Origin of the sequence: Marinirhabdus gelatinilytica (assembly GCF_003353425.1) — a bacterium.
GTDB lineage: Bacteria > Bacteroidota > Bacteroidia > Flavobacteriales > Flavobacteriaceae > Marinirhabdus > Marinirhabdus gelatinilytica.
In genome coordinates this window covers 196,637-214,132 of record NZ_QRAO01000004.1, presented here as the reverse complement: position 1 = coordinate 214,132, position 17,496 = coordinate 196,637, and the positions used below count along the sequence as shown (strand labels likewise).

The window sequence follows — 17,496 nt, the reverse complement described above, 5'->3', positions numbered from 1 at the left end:
TATGGAATACCTCTACCTATGGCTCAATCTGGGCTCTTTTATTATTCCATTCCTGTTCAGTTTTCATCCCAAGATTCAATTTTATAAAAAATGGAAAGGGTTTTTAATAGGCGTATTGGTGATGATGGCCATTTTCATTCCTTGGGACATCGCTTTCACCACTAACGGTTTCTGGGGATTTAACGATGCATACATTACGGGGTATACATTTTTGAGTCTTCCCATTGAGGAATGGTTGTTCTTCTTCTGTATCCCCTACGCATGCATCTTTACACATTACGCCATCTTGGCATTGAACAAGAATTTTAAATTTTCAATACAAACCGTAAATGTAACGGTGGTGCTATTATTTTCTATATTGATCGTGACCCTTTGGTATTATTATGACAGATGGTACACCTTGGTCAATTTTGTATATGCCTTGCTTATATTAGGCTTGCTTTTTAACCGAAACAGGGCTTCGTTACAGTCCTTTCTTGCTACCTACCTCATTATTTTAATTCCATTTTTTATAGTGAACGGAACACTTACCGGGGGTTGGATTGAAGAGCAAGTAGTGTGGTACAACAATATCGAAAATATGGGAATACGCCTACATACCATCCCCGTGGAAGATATAATCTATAATCTAGGAATGTTGCTCACGGTATTTGCGTGTACGGAGTATTTCAGTAAAAAAACTATAAAACCTGTGGAAAACAGTTAAATTAGCATAACAAGCTTTGGTTGGGGAGCCGATAGCTTTTACATAAAAAGTAAAACTTTCTAAACCAAAAACCCATGATACGAAGCTATTGGAACGAAGAGTGGAAAGCTATTGTGTTTGATGATAAGATTTCCGATACTGAAAAGTTTAAGATCTCAAACTACGGCAGGCTCATAAACTGCAAGGGCGAGAAAGAGTTCTTGCTAAAACCGTCCTTTATAAACGGTTACCAGAACCTTGCTGTTAGACAAAAGAAAAACGGAAAAACCACAAGCCGATATGTACACAAACTCGTGGCACAGCACTTTTTGGAGCAAAAAGATGGTATGTACGTAATACACCTGGATTACCATAAAAAGAACAACCACGTTGATAACCTGAAATGGGCTACGAAGCGAGAAAAAGAGGTTCACCAGTTCAGTAATCCTGAATATAAAAACAAGCCCAGAAAGAGAACCTATTCCAAGCTTACCGAAGCCAAGGTAAAACTCATCAAGAGGAAAATCTACGATCCCAATCGCCGTACGCGCCTAAAGATGATAGCCAAGCAGTTTGGTATTTCTGAAATGCAACTATACAGAATTAAAAGTGGAGAAAATTGGGGTTCGGTAACCGAATATTAAAGCTTAATTACCCACTTCGCTTATAAACTTGATACGGTAGAGCCTTAACTCATCTACATCGTAGTCGCCATCAAATTCTTCCATGGCTTCTTCAATGCTATCGGTCTCGGCTTCCAAGAAGTAATCGTGCAGCTCCTCTTGTTGGTCATCGTCCAAGGTCTCGTCCACCCAATAACTTATGTTCAATTTGGTACCGCTGTATACAATGGCCTCCATTTCGTCCATGAGGGCGTCCATTTCAATTCCCTTGGCATCGGCAATATCGTCGAGTGCTAATTTTCTATCTACATTTTGAATGATATATAGCTTTAAACCACTATTGCTCCCGGTAGATTTCACCACAAAATCGTCTGGACGGTCTATATCGTTTTCCTCTACATATCTTGAGATTAGCGCTACGAAACTCTTTCCGTATTTTTTTGCTTTTCCGTCACCCACACCGTGGACATTAGCAAGCTCATCCAATGTAATAGGGTACTTTAGCGCCATATCCTCTAGTGAGGGATCCTGAAAAATCACATAAGGGGGTAAGCTCAGCTTATCGGCTAAACGCTTTCGTTCTCCTTTCAGCAATTTAAAGAGTTGCTCATCGGTCACTGCACCTCCGCCCTTTTGTTGTGTTATTACATTATCGTCTCTATCCTCGGAATAGGAATGGTCTTCGGTCATCATAAAGCTTTCGGGCTTTTTAATAAAGTCCAGACCTTTTTCAGTAATCTTTATAACCCCGTAGGTCTCAATATCCTTGGAGAGCATTCCTGCCACCAATACTTGACGCAGCAGTGCCATCCAATATTCTGCCTCTTTATCGTTCCCTATTCCAAAAAAGGATTGTTGGTCTGTCCGGTGGGATTTAATCATAGCGTTTACCTTTCCCACCAATACATTTACAACCTCTTTACTTTTATACTGTTGATTGGTCTCTTTTACCACTTTCAGCAATTTAACAACATCCTCTTTCGCCTCATGTTGTTTTTTGGGGTTTCGCATATTATCGTCCATCATTCCCCCCTCACCGGTTTCATTATCAAATTCTTCCCCAAAATAATGGAGTATAAATTTCCTGCGGGAAATACTCGTTTCAGCAAACGCAACCACTTCCTGTAAGAGGGCGTGGCCAATTTCCTGTTCGGCAACGGGTTTGCCACTCATAAATTTCTCAAGTTTTTCAATATCCTTGTATCCGTAAAAGGCCAGACAGTGTCCCTCACCACCATCCCTACCGGCTCGCCCGGTTTCTTGGTAATAGCTCTCGATACTCTTGGGAATATCGTTGTGTATGACGAAACGAACATCTGGTTTGTCTATACCCATCCCAAAGGCAATGGTCGCCACCACAACGTCTGCATCTTCCATCAAGAACATATCTTGGTGCTTTACCCGGGTTTTAGCATCCAGCCCTGCGTGATAGGGAATCGCCTTAATCCCGTTAACCTGTAAGGTTTGTGCCAACTCTTCTACACGTTTTCTGCTCAGGCAGTAAATAATCCCGCTTTTTCCTTCATTTTTCTTTACAAAGCGAATGATATCCGCATCTACATTTTTGGTCTTGGGCCGTATCTCATAAAAAAGGTTGGGACGGTTAAAAGAGGCCTTAAAAGTATTGGCATCCTGAATTCCCAAGTTTTTGAGAATATCCTCCTGTACTTTGGGAGTGGCGGTGGCAGTAAGCCCAATTATTGGAATATTATCTCCTATACGTTCGATTATCTTTTTAAGATTTCGGTATTCTGGCCTAAAATCGTGGCCCCACTCACTAATGCAATGGGCCTCGTCTATGGCGAGGAATGAAATTTTTTGCGTCTGTAAAAAGTTTACATATTCATCCTTGGTGAGCGACTCTGGAGCCACGTAGAGAAGTTTTGTGATACCATTCTCGATATCGCTCATGACCTTTTTTACCTCGGTCTTGTTCAAAGAAGAGTTTAATACATGGGCAATACCTTCATCCGAGGAAAGTGCTCTAATGGCATCCACTTGATTTTTCATCAATGCTATAAGGGGGGAAACTACAATTGCGGTACCTTCCTGCATAAGTGCGGGAAGCTGGTAGCAAAGGGACTTGCCACCACCGGTGGGCATAATTACAAAAGTGTTTTCTTGTGCCAACACACTCTTGATCACCTCTTCCTGAAGCCCTTTGAATTTCGAAAAACCAAAATACTTCTTGAGAGCTGCGTATAAATCTAATTCAGCCACGCTGGTTCTTATTATGTTGTTATGTTTTTTGATGCCAATTAAAATTGTATAAACAGGGGAACAATCGTAATTTTGCAACTAATTTTGTAAAACTGTATCTATTACATGTATATTGTGAAAACAGTAATAATTGTTCTTTTCACTTACTAAATATACTAATTTCTGAAACAGTTACAAACTTATTAATCTTCAAATTTTGAACAGGACCTCACAGATAATCGAAGTTGCAAAACAAACCATTAAAACCGAAAGTGAAGCTATTGCGAACTTAGTAAACTTGGTGGACAATGAGTTTGCACACGCTGTAGAAACCATCTACAATAGCAAGGGCAGAGTGGTAATCACAGGAATTGGCAAGAGTGCCAATATTGCAACAAAAATCGTGGCCACCCTTAATTCCACAGGTACACCAGCTATCTTTATGCACGCTGCCGATGCTATTCACGGGGATCTGGGTACCATACTCAAGGATGATGTAGTAATATGCATCTCTAAAAGTGGTAATACTCCAGAAATAAAGGTGTTGGTTCCACTTATAAAAAGTAGGGGGAATAAGCTACTGGCCATCACCTCCAACAAGGAATCTTTCTTGGGAGTCCAAGCAAATTATGTCATGCACGCCTATGCCGAAAAGGAGGCCTGTCCCAACAACCTTGCCCCAACCACAAGTACCACGGCACAGCTGGTGGTAGGAGACGCCCTTGCAATGGCACTTTTGGATCTACGCGGTTTTTCCAGTAAGGATTTTGCACGTTTTCATCCCGGTGGCTCCCTTGGTAAAAAATTGTACCTACGGGTGAGCGACCTTACGTCCCTTAACTCAAAACCACAAGTAACCCCAGATACCGATGTAAGAAAGGTAATCGTTGAGATTTCAGAAAAACTCTTGGGAGTAACCGCTGTGGTAGAAAACAATAAAATAGTAGGTATCATTACAGATGGGGACTTGCGTAGAATGCTTACCAGAGAAGAAAATATAAAAGGCTTAACAGCCAAGGATATCATGACTGCCAATCCCAAGAAAATACATAACGACGCCATGGCCGTAGAAGCCATGGAGCTTATGGATAAAAACGGGATAACCCAAATACTTGCCGAAGAAAACGGTGTATATTGTGGTGTAGTGCATATTCATAACCTTACCAAAGAAGGTATCATTTAATGGCAAAAAAGAGGAATATCGAAAAGGAGATGTCTTTCCTGGACCATCTCGAAGAATTACGCTGGCACCTTATACGCTCTACCATTGCGGTTATGGTCCTGGCTACTATTGCTTTTATCGCCAAGGAATTTATTTTCGATGTACTTATCCTCGGACCCAAGAACCCAGATTTCCCAACATACAAGTTACTTTGCAGGGCAGCGACCCAGTTAGGGCTGGAAGAAAGTTTTTGCTTTAAGGAAGAGAGTTTTCGTATACAGAGTAGGACACCCGCTGGGCAATTTTCGGCACATATATGGACCTCCATTACGGCAGGGTTTATAATAGGTTTTCCCTATGTACTCTATGAATTTTGGAAATTTGTTAGCCCGGGCTTGCGCACAAACGAACGTAAAAACAGCCGTGGATTTATCATCATTGCATCCTTACTGTTCTTTATAGGGGTTTGTTTTGGATACTATGTAGTTACCCCCCTCACCATTAACTTTTTGGGAAGCTACAAAGTAAGCGAGGCTGTTTTTAACGATTTCGACCTAAGTAGTTACATAGGCCTGGTAAGGGCTTCGGTTATTGCGAGCGGCCTTATTTTCGAGCTGCCAATCGTAATCTATTTCTTGACAAAGGTTGGACTGGTAACACCGGCATGGCTAAAAAAATACCGAAAGTTTGCACTCGTGGGAGTCTTGATCATTTCAGCAATTATTACCCCACCAGATATTGCCAGCCAAGTAATCGTGGCCGTACCTGTTTTAATCTTATACGAAATAAGCATTATTATCTCCAAAATTGTAGTGCGAAAACAAAAAAAACTACTCAACACCCATGGCACATAACATTGTAGAAGAATTTAACGCCTACCGCTCCAAGATGAACGAGAAGCTCTTGGAAGACAACAACAAGATTTTAAAACGGATCTTCAATCTGGATACAAACGCTTTTACAGAAGGCACCCTCCCCAAAAAAACCAAAGAATTGTTGGGCTTGGGCAACAGTTTGGTCCTACGCTGCGACGACTGTGTACGGTACCATTTGGAAACCTGCTATAATTTAGGGATCTCAAAAGAAGAAGTAGTTGAAGCCTTGAGTATATCGCTTCTCGTAGGAGGTACCATTGTTATTCCCCACCTGCGAAGAGCATACGAATATTGGGAGGCGCTGCAAACTCAAGATGTTTAAATTTTTACTTCGGAAAATTAAGCTGTATTTTTGATATCACAGCAATTAAACGAACACATTATCGTTTTCACCTAAAGTACACATGAAACTCAAAGCCCAAAATCTAGTAAAATCCTACAAAGGCCGAAAGGTGGTAAAAGGTATTACCGTAGAGGTGAACCAAGGTGAGATCGTGGGTCTATTGGGCCCCAATGGAGCGGGAAAGACCACCTCTTTTTATATGATCGTGGGGCTTATAAAGCCCAATGGAGGAAAGATTTTTCTGGAAGGTACCGAAATTACCAAATACCCCATGTACAAACGTGCACAAAACGGTATTGGCTACCTAGCACAGGAAGCATCGGTATTCAGGAAGTTGAGCATAGAGGACAATATCTTAAGTGTACTACAACTCACAAAGCTCTCCAAAAAAGAGCAGCACATGAAAATGGAGTCGCTTATTGAGGAATTTGGTCTTGGCCACATTCGAAAAAGTCGTGGTGACCTGTTGAGCGGTGGTGAGCGCCGCCGTACCGAGATTGCCCGCGCCCTGGCGACCGATCCACACTTTATCCTCCTGGACGAGCCCTTTGCAGGAGTAGATCCCGTAGCCGTGGAGGATATACAGCGTATCGTGGCACAGCTCAAGAACAAAAATATTGGTATCCTCATTACAGACCATAACGTACAGGAAACGCTCGCCATAACCGATAGGACCTACCTCATGTTTGAGGGTAGTATCCTTAAACACGGTGAGCCCGAGGAACTGGCAAGCGATGAGATGGTAAGGAAAGTATATCTAGGTCAAAATTTCGAGCTGCGGAAGAAGAAATTGGAGTTTTAGGGTGTTCCCCTTTCCATCGCCACCATCCACCAGCAAGAAGGGTCGGGCTTTCACTACTCGCTTCCCCTCCACTACCTCAAGCCAAAACCTGGGAGAGCTCAAACATACCGTTCAATCCCTAACACAAAAAATCACAACTCTTTCCATACCAGTGAGAGTACAATATATACTAGTAGAATTACTGGGATAGCAATAAATTTCAGCAATACAATGGCCAGCAAACAGATACCCAAAAAAATGTAACGCTTTGCATTGCTTTTAAAATCCCACGTTTTAAACTTTAAGGCAAAAAGTGGTAGTTCTGCATTCAGCAAGATACAGCTAAGCAAGGTAAGTATGGTCAAGAACCACGGGTTCAGGATAATTGTTTCAGCAATTTCAGAAGACTGGTATGCTAAGATAAGTGGCAAACTCAATACCAACAAAGCATTAGCAGGGGTTGGCAAGCCTATAAAACTTGTAGTTTGGCGTGTATCCACATTAAATTTTGCCAGCCTATATCCTGAAGCTACAGCAATGAGCAACCCTATTAAGGGCAGGTAGTTGTGCCATCCAGTGTTCCAACCTTCAGCAAAAAAAGTTTCGCCCACTTGTAAGGGGGAGCCCAAACTACTTTCAGAAAGCAATTGCACCATCACTATGGCAGGCGCCACACCGCTAGTCACCATATCGGCTAGAGAATCCAATTGTAGGCCAACTTCGCTATGGGCATTGAGCAATCGAGCGGCGAGTCCATCGAAAAAATCGAAAAATATCCCCGTAAAAACAAAATAGGATGCCGTGACCAAATCGCCTGAGACTGCAAAGAAAATGGCCACACAGCCACACAATACATTGAGGGAAGTAATTAGGTTGGGTATATGTTTCAGCATAAAAATGGCATTACGTGTAAAAATAAGAAACTATTTTCGTCTAAGCCCCATACAGCACAATATCTAACCAAAATAATAGTTTAGTATTCTGTAAAATAATGAGATATTTGCGCAAAATTTTCAGCTTGAAAAAGAAACTCCTTTTCTTTTTGTTCCTTACCACTTACGTGGCCTCTGCCCAAACCGTTAGAAAATATTCCAACGAGTTTATGAATATTGGGGTAGACGCCGCTGCATTTGGTATGTCCAATGCCGTGGTGGCCTCCACCAACGATGTGAACAGTGGGTACTGGAACCCAGCTGGATTAGTTGGGCTGGAAGACAGACAATTATCCTTGATGCATGCGTCCTATTTCGCGAATATTGCCAATTACGATTATGCCGCCTTTGCTATGCCGTTGGACAAACAAAGCGTTGTAGCACTCTCGGTAATTCGCTTTGGGGTAGACGACATCCTGAACACCACACAACTTATCGATGAACAAGGAAATATAGATTACAACCGCATTAGCCTATTCTCTACAGCAGATTATGGGGTCACGTTCTCATATGCCCGGGAACTTCCGTTGGATGGATTGAATGTTGGGGTAAATGCCAAGGTGATACGAAGGATTATTGGAGATTTTGCCTCTTCTTGGGGCTTCGGCCTGGACGCTGGGATACAGTTTAATAGCGGTAACTGGAAATTTGGTGTTATGGCTCGTGATATTACCACAACCTTTAATGCTTGGAGCATAGACGAAGAGCAATTTGCTACAATTTCCAACGCAGTTGAAGGTCAAAACCAAGAACTACCCGAAACCACCGAGATAACCATACCCAAACTACAAGTAGGGATTGCAAAGGAATTTGAGTTTCATTTCGATTATATACTATTGGCCGAGGCAGATCTCAACTTTAGGTTTGCGCAGACAAATGATATTATCTCTACCGAGTTTGCCAGTATAGATCCCGCCCTAGGACTCCAGTTTAAGTACATTGATATGATATTTGTACGAGCAGGTATGGGTAACTTCCAAAATATACAGCAACTGGACGGGAGCGACTCTGTTGGCTTCCAACCCAATATAGGCGTGGGCTTTAAATACAAGGGGATACAGATAGATTACGCACTTACCGATATTGGCGACCAGAGTGCAGCCCTGTACTCCAATGTATTTTCAGTAAAGCTGGATTGGAGCATCTTTAGGTAAATGCTGCTTCTTTTATAGCTGAAACGTTTCAGGATTTAGTATTTTGCAAGCTATAAAAATCTAATTTATCTTGTTTCAAAAATTTGCTTTCGCTGTTCTTATATTCTTGCTGAATATTTCAGCTAGCGCACAATATACACCTCTTTCTCCCAGTGCAGAGGTAAGCATTCTCACCATGGGGCCAGGCGACAATCTGTACGATAAGTTTGGGCACAGTGCTTTTTACATTCAGGACCCAGAGAGAGGGATAGATGCAGTATATAATTATGGGGTGTACGATTTTGACACACCCAACTTTTACACAAAATTCGCTCAAGGAAAATTGCTCTACAAACTAGAAGGAGTAAAAGCACAACCTTTTATAGCACATTACAAAGCTCAAGACCGCTGGATAAAACAACAGGTACTCAACCTTTCGTATTCTGAAAAGCAGGCGTTATTCAACTTTTTGAACAATAACTTAAAGCCCGAAAACAAATATTACAAATACGATTTCTTTTATGATAACTGCGCTACCAAGATTCGTGATGTATTGGTTTCGGTGCTAGGTAACGATCTTGAATATGTAGAAGATTTTAGTACAGAGCAAAAAACGTTCAGAGAGCTCATTCAGCAAAACGTACATTGGAATTCCTGGGGAAGTTTGGGGATGGACGTAGCCATAGGTGCCGTAACCGACATCAAGGCAAATTCCTGGCAATACCAGTTCTTGCCAGATTATGTGTATAAAGCTGCTGCTACAGCACAAGTAGGCGATGGAGAAAAAACTCCCTTGGTAAAGGAAACCTATACGCTGTATGAAAGTTCGAGGGAAAAAGAAACCCCTAATTTCTTTACTTCACCATTGTTAATTTTTCTGGTTATAGGCCTTGTCATTATTGGGATTACCGTAAAAGATATAAAAAACAAAGAACGAACCAGAGCCTTAGATGCTACTATACTGGGAGTAACCGGAGTCGTGGGAATACTACTCAGTTTATTGTGGTTTGCAACAGACCATAGCGCCACGGCAAATAATTACAACCTGCTATGGGCGTTTCCCTTTTCAATTTTTATAGTGGTTGTTATAGCCAAAAAGCAACCTAAAGTTTGGGTACGCAGGTATGTACTGTTTTTACTATTGCTCTTATCACTTTTGGCATTGCATTGGTTCACAGGGGTGCAGGAATTTGCGTATGGTTTTATACCGTTATTCATAGCACTTACAATTAGGTATGTATATCTTTTAAAGGCTTTGAAGTAGGAATCCCTCCTGCTCTACCACATATCCCAATCAATAAGGTGAGTCACTTCACAAACCACCATCACTACTTAGGTTTTACGGGTTACCACTGCTCTATTAACAGAAACGCTTCAGGTCCCTCCTTCATATATCTATCGTCTTGATAAAACTAAACTTGTACTTCGTAAATCGTAGATTGCTATTGCCCTCTAAAAAAGATAATCGTGCTCAATGTCTTAATCACAATACTAATATCCAAGAAGAGACTCCGCCTTTTTATGTAGTACAAATCGTATTGCAATTTCTCCAGTGCATCTTCCTGTGTCATCCCGTACTTGGCGTTTACCTGCGCCCATCCCGTAACACCGGGTTTTACAAGGTGTCGCACCTCGTAAAAAGGTATTTTTTTGGAAAGTTCCTTTACAAAGACAGGACGTTCTGGACGCGGACCTATTACACTCATATCCCCTTTTATTACATTGATGAACTGTGGGATCTCATCAAAACGGGAGCGACGTAGAAAACGACCAAATTTTGTCACCCGAGTATCCTTTTTGGACGCAAATTGAGCACCAGCGGCCTCGGCATTTACCACCATACTACGCAGTTTGTAAATATTGAAATGTTTACCATTCTTACCAACTCGGGTTTGGGTATAAAATACAGGACCACGGTTACCTACAATATTTCCTAATAGGATAAAGGGGAAAATAGCCAATCCAAACAACAACCCAATGACCGAAAAGAGCAAATCCAGCACACGGTGGAAGAAAAGGTATAATTTGTTTTGATTGCTTCGGCTAAAGGGGAAATAACGGTAAAAGTCCTGTTCTACATACTGTACGGGGATACGGTGCGTAATCTCTTCGTATACTTGGGTGTATTCCCGTATGGGAACACCGCTCTCAAGTAAGGAGACCAACTGTGTATTCACATCCAGTGTCATGGGTTGCGATTGTGGGGTAGCTACAACAATTTCAGAAATAGACTGTTCATTTACAATGGCAGCAATATCCTCGGTAGAAAATAGCAAGAGCTCCTCTGGGAGTCCTTCAGGTTTTTGTTTTTTATCAATATTTACAAAACCTAGTATCTTGTAGTTGGGATCTGACTTTTGAAGCGCCTCCAAAATAGGCAATACCGAATCCGAATCTGTAATGAGCAGTACTTTCTTAAAAAATCTGGGAGCAGATATAAGGACAATATATGCATATCTCCACACAAATAATGCTATGTTTATTGAAAGGAAAAAATAGATTATTTGTAACCGGTTTCCAGGAAGTTCTGGTGTGTAAAATGGTGTTAATAAGTAAAAGAGCACAGTTACAGAAGAAGTGAGAATGATGTTTTGCACCACTACCTCAAACTTTGCTGCTTTTTGTAAGTTATAAAGCTCAAAAATAGTAGCGAAAATGCTCAAATACAGCGCAAGCACTATGGACCATACCCAGCGTGTAGCATCTATCCTAAAATAATCGAAATGAAAAATAAGCCCCACAACATACAGTAAACCCAGCACAGAGCTTATATCCAATAAACGCAATAGCACTTTGCGTTCAGAAATATCAAAATGGATATTCGATTTCTGCGACATGAGGAGGATGGTTGATTTGGTGCCTTAAAAGTAGGGATTTATTTATTGCGACAAAAGCGAAATCCATTGATGTTTGACAATCTGCCAATCGAATTGCTCTACTTTGTGGCGTGCCGCAAGTGCAATTTCTTGTGATTTTTTTGGGTTTTTTAGCACTGTTTCAACAGCAGCGGTAAATTTTTCGGTCGAATTTGGGGGCACTAAAAAACCGTCCTTTGTATCTTCAATCAAGTAGGGCAACCCACCCACATTGGTAGAGACAACCGGAAGCCCTAAAGCCATAGCCTCTATGACACTCACAGGGGTATTATCGAAATTGGTAGTATTGATAAAAATGTCTTGTGAAGCAGCCAAAGCAATCCATTGTTGCTTTGAGAGCATGCCTGTAAAGGTTACCGGTAGGTTTTCTTCTTCAGCTCTCTTTTTGCATTGCTGAAAGCTTTCGTCCTTAGGTGGGCCCACCATAGTCAATGTAGCATCGTACCCTTTTTTCAGCAAGTTTGAGAGCACATCCAGTGCTAGCAAAGGGTTGTACAGCTGAGCAAAGGAGCGTACCCAGAGTAATCTGGGCTGTACTTTTTTTCTGGGTTTAAAAGGGTAGTTGGCTATCTCAATAGTATTGGGTATGTGGACCAGGTTGGTATATGCTTCACTTTTAAACGCTTCCAATAAATAATGTGAGGGAGCTACGTTTACCTGCGCTCCATGAAAGAGTGCTTTGCTTTTTTTCGGGCTTTTTTGAAGCCTGGATGGAAGGTTACCTCCTCTAAGGATGGGAATGTATGGTAATTTATAGCATCTGCATAGTCTTGCAACCATAACAGCATAGTAGAAATTTTGGGTACTGTAAGTATCTATCAATACTACTGTATTTTTCTTATTGTGTTTTACAACACTCCAAAGCATATCCAGCAATCTAACTCCTTTATTCTTTTTTGAAGAAGCTGTTGTGACCTGAAAACCTTCGGCTTTCAAAAAATTTCCCAACGTCTCAATAGAAGTAACGGTACTACCCTTCTTCGATAGCTTGTTGCCTATGTACAGTAGGTTTCTTTTCATTGTATTCTATATTCAGTAAAGATAGACCATAAATAAATGCTGGTGCTGCAATACGCATGGAAGAATGGGCAATGGTCAAAATCCAAAATATGATAAAAGGAAGAAAATAAATGTTCTTTCTGCCTTGAGTTTTTGAAAATATAGGGGCACAAAGTAAAATGAGTAACGCCAAGATGCCCAACGCACCATGCTCCGAAAACAATCTGGACACCTCATTGTGACTGGGAATTTCTATATTCAAACGCTCTTCATAAAAGTGCTTTGATCTTCCCACTCCAATCCCAAATACTGGATTTTCGGCAAATGCTTGAAAATCGGCATTTATCAATCTTGCCCTTCCTGTAGTAACATCTTCTTTTTCCCTTCCCAATGCATCCTTATTGGCATATCTATTTGCTATAAGGCCATCAGTTTGTAATACCGAAAAAGTCCAAATAGCAAGGCAAGCTCCCACAACAGCTATAACCCTATATGTCAACACAAACTTCTTTCTAATGGAGGCCACTAAATAAAACACCCCTGTGAAAACCGCAATCATTGCTGCAGACACATATACCCCTCCTCTAGAGAATGTAATAATGGCCCTATGCGCAAAAGCCAATAATAAAAACATCATGACCAAATGCACGAGTTTATTTTTGTAGGGAATTAAAAACCGGCTGTACAATATAAAAACACCCAGACCTAGGATAGTTGCCACCTGATTGGGACCATAACCACCCGAGGTAGCAGAAGTAGATGCCGTTCCGGTCACTACGTCGCGTATATCGATATTGTAGAAATAGATATAGAGTGTCATAGATATAATAGGATACACCAAAAAATTGAGGAACGTAAACAATTCTTTTAAGGTTACGGTTCGGCCAAAACAGTACATAGCAGCTATGGTTAAACATAGCGGCCCACTTAGATTAAAGAGAATATCCTGTCTAAACCTATCGTTAAACTCAGTGTTCAAGAAAGCAATGTAAACCCCGGGCAGCAAAAGTAAAAAGTATATAAAGTAGGTGAGCGAACTCCGTTTGAAGCCTTGATAGAGCATCCCTATCAAAATGTACACTATTACCATATATTTCCCTGTTTCATATAGGAAATACGCTTTGGTCATCCTAAAGAACACCTCTGCCCCAACCATATAGGAAGCGGCTATCAAGACCTCCCGCTGTTTATTAGGGAGCACAAAGATTCGATATAGAAAATAGGCCACCACAACCAGGAAATAAACGATCATGGCAGGCTTAAAGATAGTTGCCAAAAGCCCTACCCCTACGTGGAAAAACACGAAGAACAAGGGATGGTTTGCTATTTTGGTTTGTACCGAGATAGAGTTATTTGGTATTAATTTCTAAAATATCCTTAAGGATTCGCTGGTTGTAGTGTGCAAATGTAAACTTAGCTGCAGTAACATAACCTTCTTTCGCTTTCTTTTTAAGCTCCTCATGGGTTTGCAGCATCGCCTCTTCAAGTAATTTTTGCAGTACTTCTGTAGAAGTTTCTTCTAGCACAAAACCATTTTTTGGATTAATGTATTGCCCTATACTCGAAACATTGGAAACTATAGGTACACACCCAAAGTTCATCCCCTCTGCAATTACCTTTGGGAAACCTTCCGAAGCCGTACTGGGCAATAACAAAAATTGGCTCTCCCTATAGATGTCGAAAACCTTGTTACGTGATAAAAAACCATGGAACGTTGCTGGAATATTGTGCTGTTCGCATTGCAATTTATACGATGCTAATTTAACTCCGTCTCCAATAAAATGGATATGTGCAACAGCTTGTATATCAATTCCTGAAAAGGCATCAATAATTCGCTGTACCCCTTTGGCGTCGTCCAACCTACCCACGAAACAGAATGCAAACGGTGCTGTATAGTTTTTATTTGAAATAACCGTAACCCCTTCTTTACGTTCTTCCAGTGTAAGGCAAGGGTTTTCGAACGTATAACAGTGCTGGGGTTGATCTGGCCAAGAACCGTTAATGGTCACTTTTCGGGGCTGTTTTATGAGCATCTTTTTTTGGAGTCGATACCCCAATGGTGCATTGTTTTGGTTCCAATTGCCCGCATATTTGTACCAACCTCTTTTATTACTGAATTTAGTGAGATACGGAATTAAATATACCCCTATTCCCGTTGGGGTTCTTAGCTGAAATGCATCTACCTTTTTAAATACTTTTCGAACCATCGAAATTGTCCTTGGGATATTTTTTACGATTCCCAGTTTTTTGAATACTGAAGCTCCGCCCGTAGGAGGCAAAGCCACAAATTCAATATTATTATGTTCGTATGGCAAGGAACTTGGTGGCGGGGTCTCGTCATGAAGGGCCGCAATGTGGTATATCTTTTCAAAATGTGGCGCCAAATGGTTCAATTCGCTAATGGTAGGTCCCCAACCCACCAGGGTTCCATCTTTATCAAGGAAATGTTTGGTATGTGATATAATGGCTAGTTTCATCCTGTTAAAACGGTAAGATACTTTTTAATGACGGTATCCCAAGTAAAATTTTTGGACCAAGCAACCGCGTTTTTTGAGTATGCACTGTAATTGAGCAGTATTTCTGTGACTGCTTCTGTAATCTCCCCGGGATTTTTAGGGTCGACCAACCTTCCCGAAACGTTATGAGCTATAGCATCTTCAATACCACAATTTATGGAACCTATTGCTGGGACACCCAAGGCATTTGCTTCTAAAATAGCAATTCCAAAACCCTCTACGGCTCCAGCTTTTGTGGGCTGGCTCAACATAACAAAAACGGTCGATTGCCTCAAAAGATCGATTTTTTTTTCTTCGGAAACCTTCCCGTGAAACACAATAGCTTCAGAAACGTTGAGATCCTTGGCCAATTGGATCAATTTTTCCTTTTCGGTAGATATTCCTACAATATTATAAATACACTCATGGAATTTTTTCAGTAATTGCGGTAATGCCTTGATAACATTTTGCTGGCCCTTGCGCTCAGAAACATTACCTACGGTTATTAATCGCAAAGCACTAGGGATATCTTTTTCTTCTACAGCATCGGCATCAATTTCAAAACCATTGGGTATCACAGTACATTTTTTTTGCAGAGGTACTGGAAGAAGTGACATGGTATAATTTGAAACCGCAATAATCTTTTCAAACCTTCCCAAACACCAATGTGTAAATGTATTCTCTGTTCCCAGCTCGGAGCCGTGTACTACCGCAAAGATTCCCTTGCTGGTAAACAGGCTCAACAGCCCACCTAACCAAAGTGGAAATTTTCCAGAGACCAATACCAGATCATTCTTTTTCAGCACCTTAAAAGAATTTTGCAGTCGTGTTAAGTAGGTTAAAAAAATAGGCGACTTCCTACGGGTTCTATGAACTGCATACGGTTGGAATGCATCAAAAACCTTTTCCACCTCACCGGTTTTGGAACGGGTGTCCGTGAGTATGGTAACCTCAAAATTATGGGCATTTAAATATTTGGCTACATTATGGGCATGGTTCCCAATACCACCTGGCTGTGGGGGAAACTCTGAGGTGATGAATAATAATTTAGTTGAGCGCACGTATTTGAGGTCCTTGCTTTAGCTTTTGTGTGGCCTTACGCCAAGAAATAAGTACTTGTACACCAATTATTGGCAACAAAAATATAGAGACAAAGATACCCAAAAGTTTGAGCTTACGGCTTTTCTTGAATCGGTATGGGACAATGGAGGGTGGGATGGTTTTCAATAAAGCGAACCAACTTCTCTTTTTCCCGAAATAGCGTCTATAAAAATACAGCACACTGGGGATAGGCCTTGGGGCAAACAATTTTTGGGTCCTAAAGGCATCCCAACTTCCCATGTGCCGCAAACCACCTGTACCTACTTTTAAATGCAGCCTCGAGGCTCTGGGGTTACTTATATTGGTAAATCCATGTTTGTACATCCGCATACCAAATTCACCATCGCCCATACGTTGTTTTTCAAATTGGCGATCGTACAGACCTATTTTTCTGAAGACATCCTTTTTCAATAATACATTACCCGTATCCAACTGGTCCGCGATCCTAAAAAATGAATAATTTTCTGGAACCTTAGCCCCTACCGTAGAGAGCGATACCCCAGAGGAACCTTCGGCATTGAAATAATCCAAACATTTTAAATGTTGGAAAATCCAATTTGTTTCCACCCTACTATCGTCATCAAAAAACAAAAGGAACTCCCCTTTTGAAACTTCTATGGCTGTATTTCTTGCCAGCCATAATGCTTTTTCTTCCTGGTAAACAAGATTGATTTTTAGATTGAATGGTGCGTAGAAACCTTCAGAAAAGTCGTCGGATTGATCTACCACGATCACCTCAAAATGTGTGTAGGTTTGTTTCTCTAAATCTTTCAGCACATCTTTTAAATACTCATACCTGTTCAACGTTGGGATGATTACCGAAACCAAGGGATTGTTGCCAACAAGTTTACTTTCAAAATTTTCAAAAGCTCCACGCTCGATTGCATTGTTCGTTAGTTGTTGCTTTTTAACATCCTGAGCATAAAAGAATGCGCCTATCTCAGCAAAGGGATTTTTAAAACTTACTAACCTAATAAGTAACACATACAAGGACCAAATGGGGCGAAAATAGGATCTTAAAAAAACGTACTCATCTTTAATGGGCAGCTTTTCAAAAGTGTTGTAAAATGTTGCCCCTTTAACAAAACCTATATGGATAGCCTGCCAGGAAAGATCATATTCCGTAGCCAGCTTTGAAGTATATTTTGAAGAAGTTGCGAGCTTTTCTAAAATGTTTTCAGGTATGCTCTCGGCCTTAGGATAGATATAATTTCCATTCGCTCTGGGAACAGAAAAATATCGCACGGGCTGTAAGTATAGTAGAAATCTAAATGGCATATACGAAGGTACTC

At 41.0% G+C, this 17,496-nt stretch carries 16 protein-coding genes; 8 read left to right on the top strand and 8 right to left on the bottom strand.

The window, feature by feature from the left end; genetic code table 11:
- Window position 1: 1 nt before the first annotated feature.
- Window positions 2-706, top strand: a complete 705-nt coding sequence (locus C8D94_RS12285; protein WP_115124252.1) for a lycopene cyclase domain-containing protein — start codon at window positions 2-4, stop codon at window positions 704-706.
- 74 nt (window positions 707-780) lie between these two features.
- Window positions 781-1,329, top strand: a complete 549-nt coding sequence (locus C8D94_RS12280; RefSeq protein WP_115124251.1) for an HNH endonuclease — start codon at window positions 781-783, stop codon at window positions 1,327-1,329.
- Window positions 1,330-1,332: 3 nt separating this feature from the next.
- Here C8D94_RS12280 and recQ read toward each other — a convergent pair whose 3' ends face one another.
- A complete protein-coding gene (gene recQ / locus C8D94_RS12275) occupies window positions 1,333-3,528 on the bottom strand; it encodes a DNA helicase RecQ (protein ID WP_115124327.1) in 2,196 nt (731 codons plus the stop codon).
- 196 nt (window positions 3,529-3,724) lie between these two features.
- On the opposite strand from recQ, the gene C8D94_RS12270 reads away from it, so the two are divergent.
- The 4 genes from C8D94_RS12270 to lptB all read left to right on the top strand — a co-directional run bounded on the left by C8D94_RS12270 (window position 3,725) and on the right by lptB (window position 6,689).
- Window positions 3,725-4,690, top strand: a complete 966-nt coding sequence (locus C8D94_RS12270; RefSeq protein WP_115124250.1) for a KpsF/GutQ family sugar-phosphate isomerase — start codon at window positions 3,725-3,727, stop codon at window positions 4,688-4,690.
- Window positions 4,690-5,523: a twin-arginine translocase subunit TatC gene (gene tatC / locus C8D94_RS12265; RefSeq protein ID WP_115124249.1), complete on the top strand. Its 834-nt coding sequence runs from the start codon at window positions 4,690-4,692 to the stop codon at window positions 5,521-5,523. The genes C8D94_RS12270 and tatC overlap by 1 nt, the downstream gene beginning before the upstream one ends.
- The gene (locus C8D94_RS12260) at window positions 5,513-5,866 is read left to right on the top strand and encodes a carboxymuconolactone decarboxylase family protein (protein ID WP_115124248.1); all 354 of its coding nucleotides are present in this window, start codon (window positions 5,513-5,515) and stop codon (window positions 5,864-5,866) included. Before tatC ends, C8D94_RS12260 begins: the two co-directional genes overlap by 11 nt.
- An 82-nt stretch (window positions 5,867-5,948) precedes the next feature.
- A complete protein-coding gene (gene lptB, locus C8D94_RS12255; RefSeq protein WP_115124247.1) occupies window positions 5,949-6,689 on the top strand; it encodes an LPS export ABC transporter ATP-binding protein in 741 nt (246 codons plus the stop codon).
- 131 nt (window positions 6,690-6,820) lie between these two features.
- Here the strand turns inward: lptB and C8D94_RS12250 are convergent, their stop codons facing one another.
- Window positions 6,821-7,561 (bottom strand): CDP-alcohol phosphatidyltransferase family protein, encoded by a 741-nt coding sequence (locus C8D94_RS12250; protein WP_115124246.1) that lies wholly within the window; start codon window positions 7,559-7,561, stop codon window positions 6,821-6,823.
- Window positions 7,562-7,686: 125 nt separating this feature from the next.
- On the opposite strand from C8D94_RS12250, the gene C8D94_RS12245 reads away from it, so the two are divergent.
- Both C8D94_RS12245 and C8D94_RS12240 read left to right on the top strand, forming a co-directional pair.
- Entirely contained in the window at window positions 7,687-8,754 is a 1,068-nt protein-coding gene (locus tag C8D94_RS12245) for a putative type IX sorting system protein PorV2 (protein WP_449405538.1), read from the top strand.
- 70 nt (window positions 8,755-8,824) lie between these two features.
- Window positions 8,825-9,997, top strand: coding sequence for a lipoprotein N-acyltransferase Lnb domain-containing protein (locus C8D94_RS12240; RefSeq protein WP_245946307.1), 1,173 nt, complete (start codon window positions 8,825-8,827; stop codon window positions 9,995-9,997).
- Window positions 9,998-10,175: 178 nt separating this feature from the next.
- Here the strand turns inward: C8D94_RS12240 and C8D94_RS12235 are convergent, their stop codons facing one another.
- The 6 genes from C8D94_RS12235 to C8D94_RS12210 are packed head-to-tail and all read right to left on the bottom strand — an operon-like array spanning window position 10,176 to window position 17,482.
- Window positions 10,176-11,570 (bottom strand): sugar transferase, encoded by a 1,395-nt coding sequence (locus C8D94_RS12235; RefSeq protein ID WP_115124244.1) that lies wholly within the window; start codon window positions 11,568-11,570, stop codon window positions 10,176-10,178.
- Between the two features lie 42 nt (window positions 11,571-11,612).
- A complete protein-coding gene (locus C8D94_RS12230) occupies window positions 11,613-12,629 on the bottom strand; it encodes a glycosyltransferase family 4 protein (protein WP_115124243.1) in 1,017 nt (338 codons plus the stop codon).
- Entirely contained in the window at window positions 12,580-13,911 is a 1,332-nt protein-coding gene (locus C8D94_RS12225; RefSeq protein ID WP_147278550.1) for an O-antigen ligase family protein, read from the bottom strand. The genes C8D94_RS12230 and C8D94_RS12225 overlap by 50 nt, the downstream gene beginning before the upstream one ends.
- A gap of 46 nt (window positions 13,912-13,957) precedes the next feature.
- Window positions 13,958-15,085: a glycosyltransferase gene (locus C8D94_RS12220; RefSeq protein ID WP_115124241.1), complete on the bottom strand. Its 1,128-nt coding sequence runs from the start codon at window positions 15,083-15,085 to the stop codon at window positions 13,958-13,960.
- Window positions 15,082-16,164, bottom strand: coding sequence for a glycosyltransferase family 4 protein (locus tag C8D94_RS12215; RefSeq protein ID WP_115124240.1), 1,083 nt, complete (start codon window positions 16,162-16,164; stop codon window positions 15,082-15,084). The genes C8D94_RS12220 and C8D94_RS12215 overlap by 4 nt, the downstream gene beginning before the upstream one ends.
- Window positions 16,151-17,482, bottom strand: coding sequence for a glycosyltransferase family 2 protein (locus C8D94_RS12210; RefSeq protein WP_115124239.1), 1,332 nt, complete (start codon window positions 17,480-17,482; stop codon window positions 16,151-16,153). Before C8D94_RS12210 ends, C8D94_RS12215 begins: the two co-directional genes overlap by 14 nt.
- Window positions 17,483-17,496 lie beyond the last annotated feature (14 nt).

Bases quoted from the DNA above. Each gene is read 5' to 3' on its own strand.
- C8D94_RS12235 (WP_115124244.1), bottom strand. From the start codon at position 11,570: ATGTCGCAGAAATCGAATATCCATTTTGATATTTCTGAACGCAAAGTG.
- lptB (WP_115124247.1), top strand. From the start codon at position 5,949: ATGAAACTCAAAGCCCAAAATCTAGTAAAATCCTACAAAGGCCGAAAG.
- C8D94_RS12210 (WP_115124239.1), bottom strand. From the start codon at position 17,482: ATGCCATTTAGATTTCTACTATACTTACAGCCCGTGCGATATTTTTCT.
- C8D94_RS12220 (WP_115124241.1), bottom strand. From the start codon at position 15,085: ATGAAACTAGCCATTATATCACATACCAAACATTTCCTTGATAAAGAT.
- C8D94_RS12230 (WP_115124243.1), bottom strand. From the start codon at position 12,629: ATGAAAAGAAACCTACTGTACATAGGCAACAAGCTATCGAAGAAGGGT.
- C8D94_RS12260 (WP_115124248.1), top strand. From the start codon at position 5,513: ATGGCACATAACATTGTAGAAGAATTTAACGCCTACCGCTCCAAGATG.
- C8D94_RS12285 (WP_115124252.1), top strand. From the start codon at position 2: ATGGAATACCTCTACCTATGGCTCAATCTGGGCTCTTTTATTATTCCA.
- C8D94_RS12280 (WP_115124251.1), top strand. From the start codon at position 781: ATGATACGAAGCTATTGGAACGAAGAGTGGAAAGCTATTGTGTTTGAT.
- tatC (WP_115124249.1), top strand. From the start codon at position 4,690: ATGGCAAAAAAGAGGAATATCGAAAAGGAGATGTCTTTCCTGGACCAT.
- C8D94_RS12250 (WP_115124246.1), bottom strand. From the start codon at position 7,561: ATGCTGAAACATATACCCAACCTAATTACTTCCCTCAATGTATTGTGT.